The following is a 22881-nucleotide window of genomic DNA, read 5'->3' on the forward strand; positions in this document are numbered from 1 at the left end:
CTTTGTTTGTGTAGATGCGGTTTCAACCGCCGAATCTTATTTGCGGGGCGGTTTCTGGTAAGTTTCAACCGCCAAATCTTATACCAATTTCAAACGAAATAACAGTATTCTTGTCCCCCCCTTGCTAAGGGGGGCTAGGGGGGTCGGAGAGTATTGCATGATTTTAGAGAAATGGTATTATTTGCAGTTAAACATCAAAACCCGAATCATCAATAATTTCACAAATCTGCTTGTCCACATAATCAGCAGCCACATTCCGCGCAATCAACTCAGCCAAAATCCCTAAAGAAATCAACTGTACCGACAGAATTGTACACAAAATTCCAAAAAATAACAAAGGTCGATTGCCGATCGGCCCTAAATTCATCCCCGCCAAATTCAGAAACCAAATAACAATCAAATAACTCAGCGAAACAGTTCCCACCAAGCCAAAAGACAACCCCAATCCCCCAAACAAATGACCGGGTTTGTGCAAATAGTGCGTCGTGGCTAACACCGTTAACAAATCAATAAAACCCCGCGCATAACGTTCCCAACCATAATTAGATTTTCCGTGTTTTCGCGGATGGTGTTCGACAACTACTTCGCCAATTTTAAATCCTAAATTGTTTGCTAAAGCAGGAATGTAGCGGTGCAATTCTCCGTACAATTTAATCGAGTGCAAAACTTCGCGGCGGTAAGCTTTGAAACCGCAATTCATATCGTGCATTTTCACGCCAGTCAGCAAACACGCCACGGCATTAAACAGCTTGGAAGGTAAGGTTTTAGAAAGCGGGTCGTTCCGCTGTTTTCGCCAACCGGAAACTAAATCAAATCCCGATTTTAAACTCTCTAAGAATTTGGGAATTTCGGCGGGGTCGTCCTGCAAATCGGCATCGAGAGTAAAGATAATTCTCCCTGCTGCATTGCGAAATCCTGCTGAAAGTGCGGCAGATTTACCAAAGTTGCGGCGCATTTTTATGGCTTTAATGAATTTAGGATTTTGGCTGGCTAAATCTGCAATTTCTCGCCAAGAAGCATCGCGGCTGCCGTCGTCTATGAAAATGACTTCGTAACTGTCAATCTCTACTTGGGACATGACAATTTGGATCTTTTCAAACAGCAATTTGATCGTTGCTTCTTCGTTGTGAACTGGAATTACGAAACTGAGGTCTTTTGACATAAAGCTATTCTATTTCATTTGTGTTGTAAATGAGATTTTTTTATTAACCGCAGAGGGCGCAGAGGGCGCAGAGAAGGAGAAAGAGAGGTGTTTTAGTTTTTATCGAGAACTTGGGAGTTTCGCAAAGCTACCCAGCCTTCACGGTTTTTAAATGAGGTATATGCTGTCAATAATGTATCTGTTGGCGATGTTTGAATGTATCCTCTCCAAGCTGCGAATTCGTAGGAAGGGCCAAATAATTTAACTAAGTCTGGGCGCGGAAATCCTGACACGGCGAAACCTCGAACGACATTTTCTTGGTTGAGAATGGCAATACATTTTACATTGTTTTCGGGGTCTCCCACCCAGCCAATTACTCTGGCTGCTTGAGGTGCGAGGGTAGTTAGTGTATCAAAATATCCGGGTACTCCGTCTTTGGGTGCTGAAAGTAAATTGGAATCGATTTTTGTGTCTAATGCTGCACAGAAGTTGTATTTTTTGATGTTGCGATTGAATGGTACTAAGTTGTTAGTTTTTAAAGCATCGATTAATCCGACAAATGCCGCCGGTTTGTTGCCTACTTTGTCTTTAATTAATGTTATATCGGTGATGCCTAATTGCAATGAAAGTGATACTAATGGTTGATAGGTTGCTCTGCGGGCGATCGCCATTGCAGTTTCGCCTCCCACCCCGTACATTAAAATCACGGCGGCTGTGGTGACTGCAAACAGCGGTGTCAGCCAACGTCCTTGGATTCTCGGTGACGGCTGAAACTCCCGCACGCACAAGACTGCGAGAACAATTGTGCTCATCCAAAACAAGGCTGGGAGTGTCGCGTAGCGGGAAGCGGTTGCTTGTTCGATGCCAAATCCCGATCGGCTAACTGCGGCCATTAACGCCGTTTCCAGCGCGTACAATTGAATTGACAGCCAAGGCAGCCAATTTAGGCGCTCTACTTTTTTTACAAATAGCCAATAACTGATAAAACCCGTTACAGCAATCAAACCAATTATACCAAAAATTGATGCGACGATCACATCTTCGCTGAAAATTCCACCGAGATAAATCGGAATATATTCGAGAGCTTTGAGCGGGTTAACTTTAGTTAAAGAAGGGTGATTTGCTGGAGTTTTATAAGTTAAGAAATAAAGACCCACCACTGCAATCGAAGCACCGAAATACCAATAAGTTATTCGCCGAGGAAACCGCAGCACAACCGCCGCAGCACACAATATCGGCCACAAACCCAAAGGAGTGCTGTAACTAACACAGCCTAAAATTCCAAACACAATACTACCAATTACCCAGTTATTTGGTTTCCATCCCTCGTTTCCATGCTCTGCCTGGGAATGAATATTCAGGGGTTGCGCCTCTTTTTTATCTAACAAAAACCTCGCATAAAATTGCAAACAAAATATCGAACAAATCACAAATAAATTAGCAATTATCCAGTGAACACCGCTGAATCCCCGCATCCAATTGTGAGCCGCTGCCGGAGTAAAATTAAAAATAGAAATGCTAAGTACGAGCAAAATAAATTGTAGAGGAAAATGCCTCAATTTCAATGGCAGCAAAGCAATTAATACGTGGCACTGAATCAAAGCTAAAAACCAGGCAACTAAGCACAAACCAATATTTGAACCTTGGGTGACAGCGATATTCAAAGCATAGATAATTGCCGGAATCAAGACAAAATGCTCGTTCGCCCGAAATATCCAATTAAAAGGATTTGTTGAGAAACCGCTTACTCCATAAAAATTCCATGTCATCCACCAATAATCAAAATTAGACAAGTCTCCCGCTTGCGATATCAGGTACAAAATATAGGAGGCTGGTATCAAAATCGCGATAACTGATGCCGCAATTAAAATAGATTTTTGTTTTAATTTCATGGATTTGGGGAAGATTTTTAATTGATGGGGCAGGTTTTGCTCAATAAAGTTCAGTTAAGCCAGATTCCCCTAGATGCTGTACAGCTTGCAACAGATAATTTCTGAACAAAACCCGCCCTCGCGTTTTGAGGTTTACTCAGTTTTTTATTTGACTTCTTTTGCCAGCATTTGTCTGAGCCCTTGCCGCCAGTGGGGAGGATGCGCGCCCAGAAGTGCTGATATTTTCACCGTAGAGAGAACCGAAAATGCGGGACGTTTTGCTGGTGTCGGATACTCGGCGGTAGTGATGGGAATTACGCGCTTAATTTTGAGGGGAAAGCCGAGTTTTTCTGCTTCTTCAAAAATGGCGATCGCAAAATCGTACCAACTACAAACACCGCTGTTAGTATAGTGGTAAGTTCCAAAAGTTTCTGGCCCAAGGAGAGGGATAATTTGGGCAGTCGCAGCCCCCAAATCGGCCGTCCAAGTTGGACTTCCGATCTGATCTGCTACTACTCTAATTTCTTCTCTTTCCTTTCCCAACCTCAGCATAGTTTTGACAAAATTACCTTTGCCGCCGTTGCCGTAAACCCAGGCGGTTCTAATAATAATATGTCGGTTTCCCGCTTGCCTAATTGCTTCCTCGCCTGCTAATTTTGACTTGCCGTAAGTTCCCAGCGGGTTTGTAGAATCTGTTTCGAGATAAGCAGAACCGCTGCTGCCGTCAAATACGTAATCGGTGGAAAAGTGAATCAAAGTTGCTCCCAGTTTTTCGCATTCTTCTGCGAAAATTCCCGGTGCAATGCCGTTGACTGTTTGTGCTAATTCTGGTTCGCTTTCGGCTTTGTCTACCGCAGTATAAGCGGCGGAATTGATAACCAAATCTGGTTGGATTTCTGCCATTGCTTGGCGGATGGTTTCGGGTTGGGACAAATCGACGCGAGTGCGATCGACTGCAATAACCTCTCCCGAAGATAATAAAATCGACTGCAATTCTTGAGCTAGCTGTCCGCTGCCGCCTGCGAGTAAAATTTTCACGATTAAAACACTTGAGCTTTTTTCAACGTTTGTCCGGCTTTGTCTTTAGCTGATAAGATTGGTTGGGCACCATCTAGCGGCCAGTCGATCGCCAAATCCGGGTCATTCCATACAATACACCGTTCGTGTCCGGGTGCATAGTAATCTGTAGTTTTGTACAAAACTTCAGCAATGTCCGACACTACTAAAAAACCGTGAGCAAAACCTGCGGGTACCCAAAGTTGCCGTTTATTTTCTGCACTCAACAAACAGCCCACGGACTTCCCAAAAGTCGGCGAACTTTTTCTAATATCCACCGCTACGTCAAATATTTCGCCCGCAATTACCCGCAGCAATTTACCTTGAGGCTGCTGCATTTGGTAGTGCAAACCGCGCAGGACATTTTTAGAAGATTTGGAATGATTGTCTTGAACAAATTCTGTCGTTACGCCTGTTTTTTCTACGAAAGCTTGGTGATTGAAACTCTCGAAAAAGAAACCGCGATCGTCTCCAAAAATTTTCGGCTCAATTATCAAAACTTCAGGTATTTCGGTAGATATAACGTTCATAGTTGCCTGTATCGCGTGATAAACTCATATTCAGTCTATGGTATTTTACTATGAAAACTGACACATATCTCAAAAAATTGTACGCCAACCGATTTGATTCCCGACAAATGCAAGCCAAGGTGGCACTCTGGAAAGTTCTAATTGATGAGTTTTTACAAAATTATGTTCCTCCAGAGTCAGCCGTTTTAGATATTGGCGGCGGCTACTGCGAGTTTATCAATCAAATTTTGGCTGATAAAAAATGCTTGATCGATCTCAATCCCGATTCAAAGTTATTTGCCAATCCTGATGTAAAAATCCTGAATGTTGATGTTTTAAACTGTGGAGATAAATCCGTTTTTGCCAAAAAATTTGACCGGATATTTATCTCTAATTTTTTTGAACATCTCCGCAACAAAGAGGAACTTGTAGAAATTATCTCGTTTTGCTTTGATGCGCTGAAGCCCAGCGGCTCACTTTTGATAATTCAGCCTAATTTTAAATACTCTTACAAAGAATACTACGATTTTATCGACCATCAATTACCGATTACGCACTTATCGCTGCAAGAGCTTTTACAAACTGTGGGGTTTGATATTGAGGAAATGATACCGAGATTTTTACCGTTTTCGACGAAAGGGCGGCCGGCCTCACCGCTGCTGTTAAAGATTTACTTAAAACTGCCTTTTTTGTGGCGGTTTTTGGGCGGTCAAATGTTTATTAAGGCCTCTAAGATATAACTTATAATAGTCGGCGGTTGAAACCGCACCTACACAAACGATGTCGGCCTGCGCCGACTGAAGAAAATAGCTCATTTTAATAATTCATCTACGGTCATGCTAAAACCAGGTAGAACAATTTGAGTGTTCACAGTTTCCCCAGAAATAAAAATAATTCTGGTTTGTTTTGTTACTACAATAACCCATTGGTTTTCGGGATATACCAGCCAAACTTCCTCACTTCCCGATTCTAAATATTCCGTAGCTTTAGCAATTACATCTTCCGCTAAATCTGTTGGCGAAACAATTTCAGCACATAAAGGAAAACTTTGCGGCAGAACTTTGAGATTGCCAAATTGTGCTGCCAATTCTGGGGGAAGGTAGGCAACATCAGGATAGCGTCCTTGCTGCTTTGTGCGGCAGGGAACGTCGGTATAAACTTTTCCTCCCTGTCCGCTGGAGTCTTTATAGTTTCTCCAACAAAAGTAAAGATTTCCCTGTACTTCGCTATGCTTGAGAGTCATGCCATTTTTCTCCAATAATTCGCCATCAACCCACTCTTGGAGATCCGGTGGATTTTCCATCCATGCTTCTAGAGAGTAGGTTTTTGATGCCGGGGCGACAACTGTAGAAGTTACCATTTTTCGGTTCTCTGTGTGGAACTTTTTTTATATGATATCAGATACGATCGCCCTTTATGCCTGTAACTTCCAAGTGTTATCATAAAAACAACGAAGCCTCAAGCATTTCGGACTTTGGGCAATCAAAATAGAACTGCTATCAAAAGATAGGTTTGAGGACAAAAATGATGACACAAACTAAATCATCCGCCGCCCTTGCAATCAATCTTCCGCCAACACTAACGCTGACTGTCACCCGCGAACAGTTCATCGAATTGGCGATCGCAAATCGGGAGTTACAATTAGAAAGAACCGCAACAGGAGAATTAATCGTAAACCCGCCCACCGGAGGCGAGACAGGAATAATAAACTCGGAAATCGGCGGACAAATCTGGTTGTGGAACTGCCAAACTAAACTCGGTGCAGCATATAGTTCTTCTACTGGTTTTGACCTACCAAATAGGGCTATTCGCTCTCCTGATGCGTCTTGGGTGCGTCAAGAAAGGTGGGATGCACTCACCCCAGAACAAAAAGAAGGTTTTGCTCCTATTTCTCCTGATTTCGTGGTGGAACTCCGTTCTAAAAGTGACAATATGAAGCCGCTGCGAGACAAAATGAAAGAATATATGGACAACCAGGTGCGTTTAGGTTGGTTGATAGATCGGAAAAACCGAAAGGTGGAGATTTACAGGCTAAATCGAGAAGTGGAAGTGCTGGACAATCCTGCAACTTTGTCGGGTGAAGATGTGTTGCCGGGGTTTGTCTTGGATTTGGCGGAAGTTTGGGCGTGAAGTGCGATCGCCCTTAATATTATAGCTGAACAGATTTATGAAATTAGGCAGAAACCGGGTTTTTGGAAAAATCTCCGCCGCAGCCTTAAGTCTCCGAAAAACCCGGTTTCTTTAAGTTCGATCGACCTTCTAAAATAACTACCAGCCCAATTTTCTATGATTAAACCTGGAATTCGTGACAATTCTCTCACGTTATTAGTAACTAAGATAAGTCCCTGGCTAATTGCTTGAGATGCAATCAGCATATCCATCGAACCAACTACGATACCTTGTCGTTCCAACTGCGATCGAATCTGTCCGTAAGTTTCGGTTGCCCGCTCATCAAAAGGTACAATTTCTAAAGGGATGAGAAATTGATTGAATGCAGCCCGATTTTGCTCGGTTCGCTGGTTTTTGTAAGCACCGTACTCAAGTTCTGCAATAGTAATAGATGAAATACCTATCTCAGATAGATCGAGTGTCCGAAATTTATCTAAGACTTGAGGTGGCTGACGCTTGATGATGTAGATACAGATATTGGTATCCAGTAAAAATTTCACTCCAGTTCCTCTCTGAGGTCCAAAGCAGGCTGTTCTCTAGTTTCCATGAAGTCTTCAGAGAATAGTTTTAAACTATCAAACAAAATTTGCCACGGATTGTCTTTGGAGATTAAAACAACAACGTTACCTATTTTTTTGATATAAACTTCGTTATCTTGAAACTGGTATTCTTTCGGTAAAACTACAGTTTGGCGATCGCCCTCGATCGATAATTTAACAGTGTTCATTTTAGCAACTCCCAAAATTCACTACTTATACTTAAGCATATCACAAACAATAGCGATCCCCTCCGCTTCGCTCCGCCCGCAACATCATCCCAGCACTGGTTGATGAAATCAGTCAGAAACCGGGTTTTTACCAAAATCTCCGTCGCAGCCTTAAATCTCCGAAAAACCCGGTTTCTTGAAGTTCGATCGCCCGCAATATTAAACCAGATCGCACACTGCCCCTAAAGATGCGATCGTTGCTTTCTCAACATCCGTAAAACCCCTAACGCGCGCAATACTCATGCCATCATAAGGTATGTCAATCAAAGTTTTTAAGCACTCACCGACAGAAAAACCGTCCCCTTGCTGCAGTGCGGAACTCCCAGAAGTGTCCGCCGCATCATTGACATCCTGCACGTCTTGGGTTTCGCGAAGATTGCGGAAGGCGCCCGCCTTTTGGCAAACATTTATTCTACCTACTTAATCCAAGGTGGAAGATTACCAAAATTCAGCCTTTCTACATATTTAATAGCGCGATGTTCTTGTAATGAGGCTTGAATCAAAGTTTGAACCAGCTTTCTCAATCTAGCCTTAACACCCGATTTTTCTTCATCTCCTTGGGTTTTAACTCGTAGCTGTGGCAGTAAAATTCTCGAAAACTGAACCCACTGCCAAATCTTACTGATGTCGGGTTCATCTAACTGACGGCATGAATAATCATTTTCTATAAGATACTCAGCCTCTAAATGGGAATAGTTAGAAAGTGTTTCTAACAAACCAGGTTTCCAGTTAGCAATCGCCCCTCGTAAACCTGGTATCCGCTTAATTGCAACGGCAATTATTTCTGGCAAGTGCGGGATGAAGTCCCCAGCATTACGAAATCTGTATAACGGCGTATCTAGTATGAATTCTTCGGTGCTGACTGGCGGTGCGCCAAAAGTGTAAGTTTCTAAAACATAAGGCTCAATTAGCTTCAAACCAGATTTTTGAAGCCGTTTGGTAATGAGTGTAGCTGCTGCGCCTCCCAAACTGTGTCCAGTAATAAAAATATCTTTTCTGCTATTATATTCTCGAAATATAAACTCTTGCAATTGTTCCCAAAAACGCTCTACAAAAGTGTCAAATCCTGAATGAATGCCTTGTGAATTAGACTTTGCCAGTAAATTTAAAAAATAATCGTCTAAGTTTTCTGTTCCTCTAATGGCGATCGCAATCTCGTTCGGTGCAGACAAAGCCAAACCGCAGCAAGCAAAATCACTTGTTGAAATCAACGCACGCGGCGCTTGAATAAACTCTATTGTTTCGTACTGACGGACTAAGGGTAAACATCCTGATTTGAGGATATCGCGCACAACTTCTAAGCCTTCGTTGTATGCGACGTAGGTTAGTTGGGACAGACAGGCCATTTTGAGCGATCGCTGACGGTTCAGAGTGTGTTTCATTTTTATTTATTGGGTAGGAGTAGGGTGCGATTTTTAATTTTATCCTCTTGGGTACAGCGACCTAAACTTTAATTCAGGAAAGGTTCCATCTTGCACAAATCGTTGAAGAACTGGACGAAGTTCTTCAAGTTCTGATTTATTCAGAGAAGGGCGCGCCTCAAATTTAATTACACCTAATATTTTGTTGAGTGTTGAAATTTTATTGTTTATTTCATGGTCTTTTTTTACTACTATCATTTTCATCCGCTCGCTTTGAACTTCAGCGAGAGTAGGCTCTAGTCTAGCTATCATCTCTTCGCGACTCAAGCCTTCGAGTTGTTTGAGTATAGATGTAATTGTCATATTCTACAATCTCCTTTTCTTGACAAAATGAAATCAATTGAGTTTTTGAGAATGATAGGGCAGATTAAAACTCCCATTCATGATCTGGATCGTCAAGGGCTGTTCTGACAGATGTCAAATCAGCAAGGTCTTTGAACGGACTGGAATTAGCTATTTCAGTAATTGAAGTCATGGCTAAAGATAACTGGTTGTTATCACGGATTGCTATGGTCTCATCGACTTTTTCAAAGAGAAATTTAAAGTTATTAGCACGTTCATCAAACGAGCCTTCAAGATACTTGATTAAAACATCGCGTTTTGCTTGAATGTCAGCAATCGTTGCTTTTTCCCAAGCTTCAATACCACGCCGTTTAGTCCGCTCTTGCTCTGCAACTATCTTGTACTCGGTGTAAGCTTCCACAACATCGCGGAAGTAGTCAGCAGCGGAGTCTGGATTAAAGATTTTTACAGGAACTTTTTTACCTATCATTTCTATTTGCCTGGTAAAATTCGATATTTCTACAGAACAGAATCCTAAAACACCCGCGTCTGCCACCAAGGAGTATTCTTAATTTCCTTTTGAAGATTGCGGACTTCTTTTTGAAGATTGCGGACTTCATCCATCATGGATTCTTTGCGAAAGAGGCTGATAGCTTTCTGAAAATCTGCTACCGCTTCCTCTCTTTTTGCCTTTTCTCTGCGTAGAGAACCCCTTTTAACGTAGGCATAAGCATTGTCTGGCTCTATTTTGATGACCTGATTGTAGTCGGCAATAGCTCCCCGCTTGTCTCCCTTTTCATGGCGGACGCATCCCCGATGAAAATAAGCATCTGTACAGTTTGGTTCTATCTTGATGACTTGATTGTAGTCAGCTATTGCACTATCATAATCCTTGTTTGCTGCGCGTGCATGACCGCGATACAAATAATTAATTGCTTCATTAGGGCTAAGCTTGATAACCTGAGTGAAATCGGCAATAGCTCCTTTATAATTCTTTACTTTGGCGCGAGCATAACCCCGCTGAAAATACAGGTTAACATCATTAGGTTTAGTTTTGATAACTTGAGTGAAGTCAGCAATGGCTTTTTTGTAATGTTCTAGCTCAACAAGTAAGCAGCCCCGCGTGAAGTAGGCATCCACACAGTTAGGGTCAAGTTTGATAACTTGAGTATAATCAGCAATAGCACTCTCATAATCCTCTAGTTCAGTATATGCTAAACCACGACAGTAGCAGGCATTCACATTACTAGGATCGATAGTGATAACTTGAGTGAAGTCAGCAATGGCTTCTTTGTAATTTTTTAGTTCGCTGTAGGCACTACCTCGTATTAAGTAGATATCCGCATTGCCGGGAGAGAGTTTGATGACTTGGGTGTAGTCGGCAATTGCCTTGATATAATCATTTTTAGCGACGTAAATGTTACCTCGATTGCGGTAAGCATCTACATAGCTAGGATCGAGCTGGATAGTTTTAGTATAATCTGAAATTGCTCCTGCATAATTGTGCTGTTCATCGAGAATACAGCCGCGCACAAAATAGGCATAAATATTTTGAGAATTGAGTTCGATCGCTTTAGTAAAATCTTCAAGAGCGGCCCCGTACTCTCCACTTTCAAGCTTTTCTATTCCTCGGTTAAAAAAGTCTTCATCGCTTTTGAAAAAATCAAAAAATCCTGTAATTCCCTTAGATACGCCTTTGCCTACATTCTTAACTGTAGATTCTGCTTTGGCACCAGCCATTGCTACGCCTTTGCCTACATTCTTAAATGTAGATTCTGCTGTGGCACCAGCCATTGCACCGCCAACCATGATTAAAGGAATAGCCACAGGCCCTAGAGCAGCCGCACCCAAAAAAGTTACACCAGCCGCAAGTGCTGCACCTCCTCCTACAACTGCACCCGCTTGATTTTTTTTTGCGAACTCATTCTCAGTACATACCGTATGTAAATCACCAACATTTCCTAAAATTTCCCAGGGATTCATTGCAACCTCCTTATTTTTAAGCAGTAAGGTGGGAAATGCCCACTCTACAAATAGATTTTCTGCGTAAGTCTTGAGACTACTTCGATCGTGATTTCTATTTCCCTGGTAAAATCCGATATTTCTCCAAAACCTTCACAGTACCGAGGTTAAGCTTACCGTCATTGTTTAAGACAGGAGTTTTCAACATTTCTACAAGTCCCTTCATCAGAAGGCCTACCTGTTGGAACTTCTCAGCATCCCTCTTAGCATCAAACGGCTGAGATTCAAGTTGACTCAGACCTTTAACAGCACGAGTGTTCATAGATTCAAACACTTTTCTCAACTCAATTATTCGCTGTCTTACCTGTTGAGCAAAATCCTTAGCAAGTTTCATGTCTGCGATCGCCTTATTGACTTGAGCTTCATGCTCTCGCGCCTTTGTCATCGCTTTCTCGCCTTCACTAGCAGCAAAAAAGCCACCAATCGCCAAAGCTGGTAAAAGGGTGATACCGCCTAGCACAGCAGCACCCAGAGCCATACCGCCGCCACCAGCCGCGATCGCTCCACCGCCAAACCATGCTAAAGTTGCATTCCAAGCAGCCGCTCCACTGAGAGTTGAGATAGCGGTTCCCGTGCTTGCTGCTCCTAGTGAAGTAACAGCACCAATAGCACCGCCGTAACCTGCTGCGGCTGCTCCAGCAGATTTAACGCCAGCCATAAAATATTGTTCTGCTCCTACCGCCGCAGCTTTGTACTCCTTCATCTGCTGAACTGAAAAATCCATCCCTTCTAAAAGCCGCTTTTCACTTTCTGAAGCCTTCCGACCACTATTTTCAAGGAAGGTAACAAAGCGCTTAATTGTGCTTCTTATGACATTCAGTTGAAGTTGGCCATACTCTTCTGCCAATTTGTTTGTGGCTGCTTCTTCTCTTTTCAAATCTTCAACCGCACGCTCGAATCGCTCTTGAGCTTCCTTGGCAAGTTCATTAGCTTTCTGACCTGGATAGAATGAAGGCATAAAATACTCCTAAGTATGAGTTTTAAGTCTGATATTTCTACATCTTAAAAACAGGCGATTTTTTAGATACTTTGGCTTGATAACTCTCTCCAGCACAAAACAACACTCCGCAAGAAGTGAGCTTTTCCGTGACAGCTAGAGCTCGAGAATTAACCTGTACTTTTTAATATAACTTAACCAAGATTATCTAAGAAACTAATAAGCATTAGAAATTGTGTTAGAATCAGATTAGGAAAACTCCAAACACACACTCCCCCCAATGAACACGATCAGCGATCGCTTCCCCGAAGCTGCCCGCGACTGGGACTTAGAAACCCTTTATACAGACCTCGCATCCGCCAAAGGCAAGCGTCTCACGCCCACAGAGAAACAACATCTACGCGGTCTACTCTGCGGCCACAGTCCCACCGAAATTGCCGAAACGCTCAGTAAAAACCCCAAGGGGATTGCCGTAGATTTCTGTAACACATTATACCAATATGTTAAAAATCTTGTAGGCAAAGCTGATGAAAAGGTAGAGAACTGGAGAAAGATTTGTGAATGGCTGGAGGACGCAGGATATAAAACTCTGTCGTCTCCCGAACCTGAATCAGGTGATTGTTTATCAGCAAAAATTATAATAAAAAAAGCAAATGTAGTTCTTGATAAAAATCAAATAATAGTTGATATTAACCTGCGGATAATAGCCTCTTCACCTTCAGAAATTCCCATCATCGAAAACCTCGACCTCAACGGCAATAATTAATACTGCCGAAAATGGCGTTACACCCGAAGGGATGAAACAGGACAGGGTACTGCCGTTTCCTTAGCGCAGAATAAATGGTTTTCTTACCGAATTTCACAAAACATCTGCGGTGTAAAAAATCCCTACAAAATCGAACTTAAAACCGCCTCATTAGCCGCAATCCAATCATAAATATCCTGCAAAGCCGCCTCCGGCCCAATCCTAGGCTGCCATCCTGTTTTTTCCATCACCTTAGAAGAATCGGTAATAAAAATCGGAATATCCCCCGCCCGTTCCTCCAAAACAGGATGAATCGGAATCGATTTCCCGGTAATTTTTTGGCACAAATCAGTTGTCTCAACCAAAGAAAGACTGTTGCTCAAACCGCCGCCAACATTAAACACTTCGCCGTCAAATTCAGCAAAATGTTCTAACTGATAATTAACTAATCTCAACAAATCTTCAACGTGCAGCAAATCTCTAACTTGCTTCCCGCTGCCGCCAAAACCGATATAATTCAGCGACTTTTGGAAATAGTGAGCAGCCACCCACAAACCGCAAACTCCTTGATCGACTTTACCCATTTGCCAAGCACCGGTAATTAAGCCGCAGCGGTTAATAATTGCCTGCAGGTTGTATGCTTCTCTGTATTCCTCAATCAGCAATTCCGATGCTAATTTAGTTGCTCCGTAAAGCGAACGGTGTCCTTTTAATGGGAAGTCTTCTGATATGCCCAACTCCGATATACCGGGTAATGTTTGCTCCGGGGCGATCGCAAATCTCTCATCCAACTCCAACAGCTTAACAGATTTGACAAGGGCGATCGGATAAACCCGACTCGTAGACAAAAACAACAAACTCGCACCAGTCTGTCTCGCCAACTCCAAAACATTCACAGTACCCAATAAATTCGTCTGCAAAACGTACTGAGGCGAACTAAAACCAGCCAGCACAGAAGGCTCCGCAGCGCAATCGATAATGCAGTCAGCATTGAGTGCAACTGGATCTAAATCTGCCGCAGTGCGAATATCCCCGTAAACAAACTGAATCCCGCAACTTTTAAGCCGAGACAAATTCAATTCCGAACCCCGGCGGCGCAGGTTGTCCAAACAAATTATTTGCCATTCTGGGTGCAGTTTCTTCAGGCCAATTGCCAAACAACTGCCGATAAAACCCGCACCGCCAACAATTAAAATTCTTTCAGGCATTAACTAAAATTATTGCTAAAATATGTTTCGCAGTAAGGACTTCAGTCTTTATTCGTTCGTAGTAAGGGCTTCAGTCCTTGACTTTGCCAATAAATCTAATTTCAACTCATTCATCTTTCTAGTCCTGTGGTAGTCGCCGCGAGAGAGATGTTTTTCTAGCCAGACATACAAGACAATAAATAAATACCGGCTGCCCATTTCTTTGATTTTTAGCTTGGAAATACCAGCAGTCCGATTGTACCACCTCAGAGGAATTACCGCATAGGAAAAACCCCGGACAATGGCTTTCAAAGGCAGTTCGACAGTTAAATTAAAATGATGGCTTAAAATCGGCTGCACGCCTTCAATTACTTCTCGGCGGTAGAGTTTAAAAGCATTGGTAACATCGTTGTAGCGCCAGCCAAAAATAGTTTTGACAAACCAGTTTGCTAAGCGGTTAATTGCTAACTTGTGAATTGGATAATCAACTACAAAGCCGCCTTTGATAAATCGGGAACCGAAAACGCAGTCATATCCTGCTTGCAATTTGCGGTATCCTGCTACTAAATCCTTCGGATCGTCGGAAGCATCCGCCATCACAATTGCCACAGCATCGCCGTCAAATTCCGCTAAACCTCGTCGCACGGCAAATCCAAAACCGTTGGGAGGTTGATTGTTGATGTATCTAACTGTGGGAAATTCCCGCGATAATTCCTGGCAAATGTCAATTGTTCGATCGACACTGTTGTCATTCACAATCAAAATTTCGTGCGGAATGCCTTCTAAATCGAGCGTCTGGGCGATCGCCCGCACAGTACCTTCCAAACAGCCCTCTTCGTTGTGGGCTGGTACAATCACCGAAATTTTCACTCCTCATCCTCCGCGCAACTGGACAAATTGGTTGTCCACAGGATTATACACCCAAGCTTTAATTTCAGTTTGGGCGATCGACAAATCGCGATCGGACAAATCAACCGCCCACCTCGCATTATTGTACAACTGCGATTGCAAAATCTTAGCAATATCGGGACTGTCCAAATTTACATAAGCGTTAGCAAAAAAAGATTGTTTGTCGCCGACAGATAGCAGTACAATCTTCGGCTGTTGCAAATTTTCTGGCAAAACTGCCCAACCAGCAGCCTTGAAAGATTTTTCGCCCGTTGGGGGTTTGTCTAAATAGCCGTAAACTTTCTCTGGATTAGAAATAAACTCTACATTTTTCGCGAACTTTCTCCAACCTATGCGATCGAGAATTGCAGCGCCTTCTCTCACCAGCCAGGTTTTTTTGCTCAGCACTCTCAAGCAGCTTTCCGGCGAATTCTTGAAAAACTCCGACGGTTCGAGATAGTTAATTAATTGCAAACAATTTTGAGCGCCTTGTTTGTAAAGGAGTGCCGAGCTAGTTTGGGCGATCGCCTGCTGAGAGTTAACAATAATTATAGCAACTAATAAGCCTGCAACTCCCCGATAAATAAATTTATAGTTGCCATTTATGGTAGCAATATTACCTCGGACAAACAATTGTCCGAGCTGAACCAAAGCAATCAACAGCAAAATTGAATTAGTCGTATATCTCGAAGATTCGATCGCCTGAACCGCCCCAAATTCTGCCCTCCCAGCGGTAATAAACAAAGACGATAAAACCGAAAACCAACCTATTGACAGCCAAGGCAAAGCCTCACGCTGCTCGGTAATCTTTCTCCCAAAATGCCATACAAAAAATATAAAACTTGCGAATATTACCAATCCTACTAATGCTGAAAATCCGGGCGATCGCACAATTGGCGAACCCAACAAACTCAAAAAATAATCAATCACCACCAGCGGCTTATTCAACAATGAAATAATACTTGTTTTCCGAGTCGGATGATAATCTATTGAGTAAACAGCACAAGTTGCCACAAACAGCAACATCCATACAATTAATCCGATCTTTTTATGTACTCTTTTTCCTTCTAAAGCCATCACAGCAGGAATCGCCACCAACCAAGAAAGCAAACCTTGAGCCAGGGAAAAACTAGCAATAAAGCAGAATATAGCAGCAAGAGATATTCTAATTTTAGGCGAAAACTTGTTATCTGAAACCAGCACATTAACCGCTGATACAAAACACAAATTTACCAAAAACCAGGCTAATTGAAATCCCCAAAGCCAGTTTTCGTACTGAACCAGGGAGAACACCAAAATACAAGTTAAAATATTAGCTAAATGCCACAAATTATCTCCATTTTTAGCTTGCAGAGAAGATAACTTGTAGGTGGCGATAAAAGTTAGCCCCGCCAAACCTATACTGAGACACAACTGATAGTTAATATTCCATCTAGAAGCAAAACCCAGCAGCGAAATAATTATTTTCGGGAACACTATGCGGTGGTTGCTGTGCAAAGCCCAAAAATCGTTAAAAGTTATATTTCCCTGAGCGATTTTTTCAAAGAAGGGGGCTAATCTCCACTCGTCATCGATGGGAACGTTGATGCTAAAATGCGCTACAAATCCGATTAATATAACAACAGGAATTAGGTATAGACTAAATAAAATATTTTTTTTCATTAACATCAAATCCGGTAGCATCGGAAGTGTAAAATCCAGTCATCAGCTTTTAGACTGACAATTAACAGTCAACCGTCAACAGTCAACCGTCAACCGTCAACAGTCAACAGTCAACCGTCAACCGTCAACCGTCAACAGTCAACCGTCAACCGTCAACTGCTCGCTACTTAACAGTCTTGAACGTATCCAGTTTTCCAGTAAATCGGTTGATAAACATCTGCAAAACAGTCCGCTTGCCGATGTTGATATTAGAACTTACAGCCATTCCCGACTGCAAGTTAACTTCCTGTTGGTTTGGCTTGTTCTTGTTCAAAACAAACTTTTGATTCTTGAGCTTGATTTTTGTTTTGAAAGAGTAGTATTTCCGCAATTCGGTAGGAGGCTCAGCATCCTTGCTAATCTCTTTGACTTCACCCTCAGCAGTACCAAACTCCAAGGCCGGGAAAGCTTCAACATTGACTTCTACAGGCACGCAGGCGTATTTTGTCAGACCCAATTTCTCTCTGTTAACTTCCTTCTCTGGACAAACGCAGCTTTTACCTTTTTCGCAATCAATCTTTTCTCCATCTAATTGTTTGCCATGATACGGCTCCAATTTCTCGCGCTTCTGTCTCATGGCATCCAATACCAGAGCTACGTTGCTGTTTTCGAGGTAAACAACTGCTTCCAGACCGTTTTCGTCGTCCAAAACCTTGAGCAGCTTCTCGGTTTGCTGCGCTTCGTAATAAGCTTCTTCGCAGCGTTTCGGGCGGGGATCCCCAGGCTTTACCACTGAGTTAATGATGGATTGGCAAATCGGATCTTTCGCTATATCCAACTTCGCATCCTGCTTCTTAGAAGGTTTCAAATCAAAGATTACCCCCGAGACTGGAGACTTCAGCACTTGAGTGTCGCGGTTTTGCTGCGCTTTTTCTAGCTGAGCATTTACCTCAGACAGCTTTTTGAGGTTTTCTACTTTTAAGCGGCTAAGCTGAGAATCGCTGCTGGCAATTTGTTTCTGGTTTTCAGCAATTTTGGTGTACAGTTCTCTAGCCCAGGCATCCTTAGTGTTTTTTAACTGTTCTTCGGCGCGGGCTATAGACTCCTGAATTCGCGCTTGTTCTCCTTGCTGGCGCTCTATTTCTGCGGCAATTTTTTCGATGTCACCTTGACGGGCGTTAATTTCACCCCGGCGGGTATTGAGCTCGCCTCGGCGCGTGTTAATTTCGCCTTTGCGGGAGTTGATTTCACCTTCGCGCTGCTTGATTTGATCTTGCTGTTTGAGAACGTCGCTTTGGCCTCTGAAAACATCTTGTTCTTGCTTTTCTTTTTGCAGTTCGGCGATCGCTCCTTGCTCTACCAGCGGGCCTAGTCTGCCCAGAATGGCTTGATTAGACTTCAAGACTTGTTGGGATTTTGCTAACTGTTCGTCAGCCAAATCTTTTTGAGCTAGGGCTGATTTGACTTGCTCTTGCGAAGAAGCTAACTGCTGTTGGGAATAATTTAATTGGTTCTGAGCAAAACCCAATTGTTGCTGTGCGACGGTCATTTGAGCGCCTGCAGCTTTTTCAGCATTCTCAGCTTGCTTCAGTTGTTTGTCCAACTCCTGAACTTGACCTTGGGCTGCGGCTACGCGAGAGAGAAATTCCGATCGATAATTAACATACAGTCCTTGCTGACTGGCATCAAAATTTCCGCTCGATCCCCTGTTGAGGTACAGCTCGTCAATTAGAGCTTGCAGCACTTGATTTTGTGCCACGAGGCTCTGTCTGTCCTTGATTGTGGATTCTAAATTAGAAGGAATAGGGCCTTGAACTTTGCCGTTAACAACATCTTCGTAAAATTTATTTTCTTTTTCCAGGGCCTCTTTAGTTTTCTGAACCGACGTTAAATCTGCTGCGGGTGCTAGGGGGTTGAAAGTGAGCAGAGGCTGGTTTTTTTCCACGCGATCGCCATTTTCAACGTGAAGTCTCACCACCGCCCCTGTAGCGGGTGCTTGGATGTCTCTAGCACCATCTTTAAGTTCCAATTGGCCCACAGCCGGGACAGCTTGTTCTACGCTAGCAAAATAAGCCCAAACCACACCCGAAGTGGTCATTAGCATGATCATCCACAAAAACAAGTGCGACCAAATCGCTGGTTTTTCGAGAATGATTGGTTGCTCAGAAAGCGTGATCGATTTCATAGCCATTTGTTACTTCCCAATTATTAATTGTTCGTTATCGGTTGTGAGTTGTGAGTTGTGAGATATCAAGTATTCGATGACTCTTGTTGTTGGAAGAGGCAATAGTAACGTCCTCTAAGAGCCATTAATTCTTTGTGAGTTCCCTGCTCGACTACAGAGCCTTGATCCATCATAATAATTAAGTCGGCGTTTTGGATGGTAGTCAGGCGGTGAGTGATAAAAAACACCGTGCGGCCGGCGAAAGCCTCTGCTAAGTTATTGCAAACTTGGCGTTCGGAATGATAGTCGAGGGCGCTTGTAGCTTCGTCTAAAATCAGCAATTTCGGGTTTTGCAAAATCGTGCGGGCGATCGCCAAACGCTGTCTTTGACCCCCAGAAAGCGACGCACCCCGCTCTCCGACTATCGTATTGTAGCCAGCAGGCAAGCCCATAATAAAATCGTGAGCTACCGCTAATTTTGCAGCTCGCACAATCTCATCCGTACTCGCATCGGGATTGCTCAGGGCAATATTTTCCTGTACCGAGCAGTTAAACAGCAAAGTATCTTGCAGCACCACCCCTAATTGGCTGCGGAGCGAATATAATTCCACCTTGGCAATGTCGTAACCGTCAATAAAAATTCGGCCCGACAGCGGAGCATAAAGACGCTGCAACAGCTTCATCGCCGTACTCTTACCGGAACCGCTTCCCCCCACAATTCCCACAAAACTGCCAGCGGGAAAATCTAAATTCACATTCGCCAATTGCAGAGCCCCGCTCTCTAGGAATCGGAAGGAAACCTCCTCATATTTAACATCCCCTTGAATTGCCGGCAGCGGGATATTGCTCCTGTCTTCCTCGCTGGTTTCCGTGGGTTTATCGACAATATCCTTGAGCATATCGATCGACATCGAGACTTCTTGGAAACTCTGCCACACGCTCACAAAACGCAGCAGCGAACCCGTCACGTTCCCCGAAATAATTCGGAAAGCAATCAACTGACCCAAAGTCATGTCATTGCTCAGTACCAAATAAGCACCCACCCACAACTGAGCCAAGTTACCCACCTGGTTTAAAAAGCTGCTAATCGTACCTGCTGTTGTCCCCGTGATAATTGTTTTAAAACTGGCTGTAATGTATTTTGCGTAGCGGCTCGACCACTCCCAGCGGGATTTCAATTCAATATTTTGAGCCTTAACAGTTTGAATTCCGCTGACTACTTCTACTAGATAAGATTGAGAGTCAGCAAAACGCATATTTCTTTGTTTGATCAGGCGCAGCACCAGCGGATTGATCAGAATAATCATCAGCGCCAGTATCGGTACCACTGCCAAAGATACGAAGGTTAGCTTCACGCTGTAGGAAAGCATCACCGCGACGTAGACCACCGAGAATACTGCATCGAGAACAACTGTCAAAGCTGTACTCGTCATGAATTCCCGAATCTGGCCCATCATGCTGAATTTGTAAACCAAATCTCCGACGCGCCGGTTGTCAAAGTAATTCTGGGGCAGCCGCAGCAAGTGGTCGATAATTTCCGCACTCAATTTGACATCGATACGGTTGGAAGTATCTATAAATAAGAAGGTACGCAAACCATTTAGCAGTCCTTCAAACAGGGCAACACCTAACAGAAACGCCCCCAAAATATCCAAGGTGTCGATGCTGCGCTGACCTAATACTTTATCAATAATTACTTGGCTGATTAATGGGTTGGCCAGACCGAATAACTGTACAAAAAACGAGGCTAACAGCACTTCAAAAAACACTGTTTTGTGTTCCATCAGCGCCGGCACAAACCACCAGAAGCTGAACTGCTCTTTTTGCTCGACTTGGGGAGCTTGCAGCAGCAGGACTTCTCCTAGTTCTCCCCAGATTTCTTTAAACTGAGGTATCCGCTTCCGCATCAGCCCCTTTTCTGGGGTTGCCATCACCAATTCTTGCTCGGTGATGCTGTAAATAATGGCAAAGCTATTTTCCCATTTAACCATTACGGGAGCTTTGATGCGGTTGATGGCTTCGGCTGGGACTTGCGCTAATTGGGGCGTGAGGCCGATGCTTTGGGCGATCGCCCCGCAGGCTTGCAAGTTGATCGCACCAGCGGTTTTTAACTGATTTTCTAGAACTTTGCGGATGATATCCCGACGAAATTTGATGCCGAAATACTTGCTCAACATTTGGAAGCAAGCTAGGGGCGCATCTATGGTTCCTTTGGCGCGGAAAACCGGATATTTCGTATCCTTTGGTACTTCGGCTCGCGGGTCTGCAGGAGGTGGTGCGGGCTTAATCACCAGCGATTTTTCACCACTAAGCGACCTCACGCCTGGGTCTTGTATCGAAGTTTCGATTGGTGACTCTGGTTGCGGTTCTGGGGGTTCGCGGAAGCCGACCAAGCGCGCGCCGGCGTGACCTTCTACTTTTAAGGATTTGGCTGCGGTTTCCACAGAGAAACGGCTGCCGGTGGGAAAATCGCCCAAGACGCCGCTGCTGACGAGCCAAATGCGATCGGCATCTAACTCTTGGGCGAGTTCTTGGGTTTTTTTGTTGCCCTTTGGCACGTTGACAACTGTCGCGTCTTCCCAAGCTTGCAGGGTGAGTTCCTTGAGATTGGAAGTACCGTCGGCTTGGCGCTGCAATTCCAGGCTCAACAGTTCAAATACTTCGCTCAAGGAAGAGTGAGCGCGAAAGGCTTCTCCGAATGTGGGTTGTTTTTCCACTACACTCAGGAAATCTTCAGCAGGTATGACGATCGCGATTACATCTGTAGAAGCAATCGCCGTTTCGCAGGGAATTCCCCTGAGCAAGCCAGCCCAGCCTATAATTTCCTGTGACTGCACCAAACGCAAACTGACGTGGCGCTGCGACCGCTGGTCAAACCCCAGCAGCCGAGCCTGGCCTTGATAAATAATTGCCACCTGAGCCGGCATTTTTTCCCGTTCAAACAGGGGTTGCCCGGTGCTGTAGCCTAGGAGTTGGCATTTAGCCACCAACGCTAGAAGAGCCGTCTCAGAGAGTCGGTCAAAGGGAGGTGTTTTAGCTAAGAAATCCTGAATCTGGGAGAGGGAAACAGCGGCAGAAGTCATCCGATTTTAGATTTTAGATTTTAGATTTTAGATTTTAGATTGAATCCACAGATGAATCCGGAGGCTTTTTGTCAGGATGCTACGCTTTTAAAGTTTCCACGGATTAATCCGCGGCCCCCAGACAAAATTGCTTTCGGTCACGATATTGAAGACACCGAAGACAGGGGTTGTAGCGGGCCAATCTTCGATACCTGTTCGGCGACCCAGCTTTCAAAAAGTTCGTTAATCAAGCGCAGCCGCATCGATTCGTCGAGCTGGGCCGGCATGAACTGTTCTAGTCGAATAATTACCATCCATTCTGCCAGAGGACGCGGTGTCCAGAGTTGATTTGGCTTGCTTACAGACAAAAGTTTGCTGATTGCCGGGTGAGGCTGGCTCAGGGGTACAGGGCCCAACACGCCGTCGGACTTGGACTCTGGGCCTTCGGAAAAGTTGCGGGCTACTTCGGCAAAGGTTTGTTCGCCTTCGAGGATGCGAAAGTAAAGTTCGTTTGCTAGTGCTGGATTTTTGGTGCGTACCAGGGAATAGACTACGTGGTCTAGGCTGGCTTTGCGGGTTAAAAAATAATTATCAACTTTAGGTCTCCAAGTCTCTTGCTTAAATTTTTCGATCAGCAAGGGTCTGACGGCCATGTCTTGAAGTTCTGCAGCAGTCATGTTTTGGCTGCGGAGCCAAGCTTCTCGGGCTTCGGGCGCTGTCAGTTGGTGCTGTGCCAGAAAGTTTTCGACGGCTCCCTGTCGTTCTTCGTCGCTGCAACTAAAGGATGCGATCGCTTGGTCTATGATTACACCCCGCAAAAATTGGGGCATCAACTGATACCGCTTCAGGAGCGATGGCATATCCTGAGCTTGAAGCAATTTATCGCCTATTTGAAAAAGTCCTGTCATTTTTTTATCTCCAACTGACTTGCGCTTTCCCTTTTAATTTAGTTGTGGCAGGAAAAGAGCGACAACCACTAACCTCTCAATCTCCCGATGATAGCAGAGCGTTAAGAAAGCT

At 43.9% G+C, this 22881-nt stretch carries 22 protein-coding genes; 3 read left to right on the top strand and 19 right to left on the bottom strand.

What is annotated here, in order from left to right; genetic code table 11:
- Positions 1–187: 187 nt before the first annotated feature.
- The 4 genes from AACV78_RS05025 to rfbC form a co-directional block, all read right to left on the bottom strand.
- On the bottom strand, positions 188–1162 hold the full coding sequence (locus tag AACV78_RS05025; protein ID WP_194009706.1) for a glycosyltransferase family 2 protein: 975 nt from the start codon (positions 1160–1162) through the stop codon (positions 188–190).
- A 92-nt stretch (positions 1163–1254) separates the two neighbouring features.
- A complete protein-coding gene (locus AACV78_RS05030) occupies positions 1255–3033 on the bottom strand; it encodes a hypothetical protein (protein ID WP_194009707.1) in 1779 nt (592 codons plus the stop codon).
- A gap of 144 nt (positions 3034–3177) precedes the next feature.
- Positions 3178–4050: a dTDP-4-dehydrorhamnose reductase gene (rfbD, locus tag AACV78_RS05035; protein ID WP_194009708.1), complete on the bottom strand. Its 873-nt coding sequence runs from the start codon at positions 4048–4050 to the stop codon at positions 3178–3180.
- Between the two features lie 2 nt (positions 4051–4052).
- On the bottom strand, positions 4053–4598 hold the full coding sequence (gene rfbC, locus AACV78_RS05040; protein WP_194009709.1) for a dTDP-4-dehydrorhamnose 3,5-epimerase: 546 nt from the start codon (positions 4596–4598) through the stop codon (positions 4053–4055).
- A gap of 50 nt (positions 4599–4648) precedes the next feature.
- Here rfbC and AACV78_RS05045 point away from each other — a divergent pair, with 50 nt between their 5' ends.
- The gene (locus AACV78_RS05045; RefSeq protein WP_194009710.1) at positions 4649–5317 is read left to right on the top strand and encodes a class I SAM-dependent methyltransferase; all 669 of its coding nucleotides are present in this window, start codon (positions 4649–4651) and stop codon (positions 5315–5317) included.
- Between the two features lie 71 nt (positions 5318–5388).
- On the opposite strand, the gene AACV78_RS05050 is transcribed toward AACV78_RS05045, so the two are convergent.
- The gene (locus AACV78_RS05050) at positions 5389–5937 is read right to left on the bottom strand and encodes a Uma2 family endonuclease (RefSeq protein ID WP_194009711.1); all 549 of its coding nucleotides are present in this window, start codon (positions 5935–5937) and stop codon (positions 5389–5391) included.
- 167 nt (positions 5938–6104) lie between these two features.
- Here AACV78_RS05050 and AACV78_RS05055 point away from each other — a divergent pair, with 167 nt between their 5' ends.
- Positions 6105–6707 (top strand): Uma2 family endonuclease, encoded by a 603-nt coding sequence (locus tag AACV78_RS05055; protein WP_194009740.1) that lies wholly within the window; start codon positions 6105–6107, stop codon positions 6705–6707.
- 35 nt (positions 6708–6742) lie between these two features.
- Here AACV78_RS05055 and vapC read toward each other — a convergent pair whose 3' ends face one another.
- The 8 genes from vapC to AACV78_RS05095 form a co-directional block, all read right to left on the bottom strand.
- Positions 6743–7246, bottom strand: coding sequence for a type II toxin-antitoxin system tRNA(fMet)-specific endonuclease VapC (gene vapC, locus AACV78_RS05060; RefSeq protein ID WP_194009712.1), 504 nt, complete (start codon positions 7244–7246; stop codon positions 6743–6745).
- On the bottom strand, positions 7243–7473 hold the full coding sequence (locus AACV78_RS05065; protein WP_194009713.1) for an antitoxin: 231 nt from the start codon (positions 7471–7473) through the stop codon (positions 7243–7245). Before AACV78_RS05065 ends, vapC begins: the two co-directional genes overlap by 4 nt.
- Positions 7474–7671: 198 nt before the next feature.
- Positions 7672–7869: a hypothetical protein gene (locus tag AACV78_RS05070; RefSeq protein ID WP_194009714.1), complete on the bottom strand. Its 198-nt coding sequence runs from the start codon at positions 7867–7869 to the stop codon at positions 7672–7674.
- A gap of 59 nt (positions 7870–7928) precedes the next feature.
- Entirely contained in the window at positions 7929–8894 is a 966-nt protein-coding gene (locus AACV78_RS05075) for a lipase family protein (protein ID WP_194009715.1), read from the bottom strand.
- Between the two features lie 39 nt (positions 8895–8933).
- Positions 8934–9236 carry a hypothetical protein gene (locus AACV78_RS05080; protein ID WP_194009716.1) on the bottom strand — a complete coding sequence of 101 codons (303 nt, stop codon included), beginning with the start codon at positions 9234–9236 and terminating at the stop codon, positions 8934–8936.
- Between the two features lie 64 nt (positions 9237–9300).
- Entirely contained in the window at positions 9301–9771 is a 471-nt protein-coding gene (locus AACV78_RS05085; RefSeq protein WP_339383471.1) for a hypothetical protein, read from the bottom strand.
- A complete protein-coding gene (locus tag AACV78_RS05090) occupies positions 9750–11198 on the bottom strand; it encodes a tetratricopeptide repeat protein (protein WP_194009717.1) in 1449 nt (482 codons plus the stop codon). Before AACV78_RS05090 ends, AACV78_RS05085 begins: the two co-directional genes overlap by 22 nt.
- Before the next feature lie 94 nt (positions 11199–11292).
- A complete protein-coding gene (locus AACV78_RS05095; RefSeq protein ID WP_194009718.1) occupies positions 11293–12195 on the bottom strand; it encodes a hypothetical protein in 903 nt (300 codons plus the stop codon).
- Positions 12196–12454: 259 nt separating this feature from the next.
- Between AACV78_RS05095 and AACV78_RS05100 the strand changes: the two genes are divergently transcribed.
- Positions 12455–12940 carry a helix-turn-helix transcriptional regulator gene (locus tag AACV78_RS05100; RefSeq protein WP_194009719.1) on the top strand — a complete coding sequence of 162 codons (486 nt, stop codon included), beginning with the start codon at positions 12455–12457 and terminating at the stop codon, positions 12938–12940.
- Positions 12941–13062: 122 nt separating this feature from the next.
- On the opposite strand, the gene AACV78_RS05105 is transcribed toward AACV78_RS05100, so the two are convergent.
- The 6 genes from AACV78_RS05105 to AACV78_RS05130 form a co-directional block, all read right to left on the bottom strand.
- Positions 13063–14127, bottom strand: coding sequence for an NAD-dependent epimerase/dehydratase family protein (locus AACV78_RS05105; protein ID WP_194009720.1), 1065 nt, complete (start codon positions 14125–14127; stop codon positions 13063–13065).
- A gap of 48 nt (positions 14128–14175) precedes the next feature.
- Positions 14176–14976, bottom strand: a complete 801-nt coding sequence (locus AACV78_RS05110) for a glycosyltransferase family 2 protein (RefSeq protein WP_194009721.1) — start codon at positions 14974–14976, stop codon at positions 14176–14178.
- A 3-nt stretch (positions 14977–14979) separates the two neighbouring features.
- Positions 14980–16656, bottom strand: coding sequence for a hypothetical protein (locus AACV78_RS05115; protein WP_194009722.1), 1677 nt, complete (start codon positions 16654–16656; stop codon positions 14980–14982).
- Positions 16657–16819: 163 nt separating this feature from the next.
- Positions 16820–18826 carry a putative HlyD family type I secretion protein gene (locus AACV78_RS05120; protein ID WP_194009723.1) on the bottom strand — a complete coding sequence of 669 codons (2007 nt, stop codon included), beginning with the start codon at positions 18824–18826 and terminating at the stop codon, positions 16820–16822.
- Positions 18827–18885: 59 nt separating this feature from the next.
- Positions 18886–21882: a peptidase domain-containing ABC transporter gene (locus AACV78_RS05125; protein WP_194009724.1), complete on the bottom strand. Its 2997-nt coding sequence runs from the start codon at positions 21880–21882 to the stop codon at positions 18886–18888.
- 137 nt (positions 21883–22019) lie between these two features.
- Positions 22020–22769 (bottom strand): peptidylprolyl isomerase, encoded by a 750-nt coding sequence (locus tag AACV78_RS05130; RefSeq protein WP_194009725.1) that lies wholly within the window; start codon positions 22767–22769, stop codon positions 22020–22022.
- Between the last annotated feature and the right edge of the window lie 112 nt (positions 22770–22881).

The organism is Tychonema sp. LEGE 07196, from assembly GCF_963890365.1.
In the GTDB taxonomy this organism is placed as follows: domain Bacteria; phylum Cyanobacteriota; class Cyanobacteriia; order Cyanobacteriales; family Microcoleaceae; genus Microcoleus.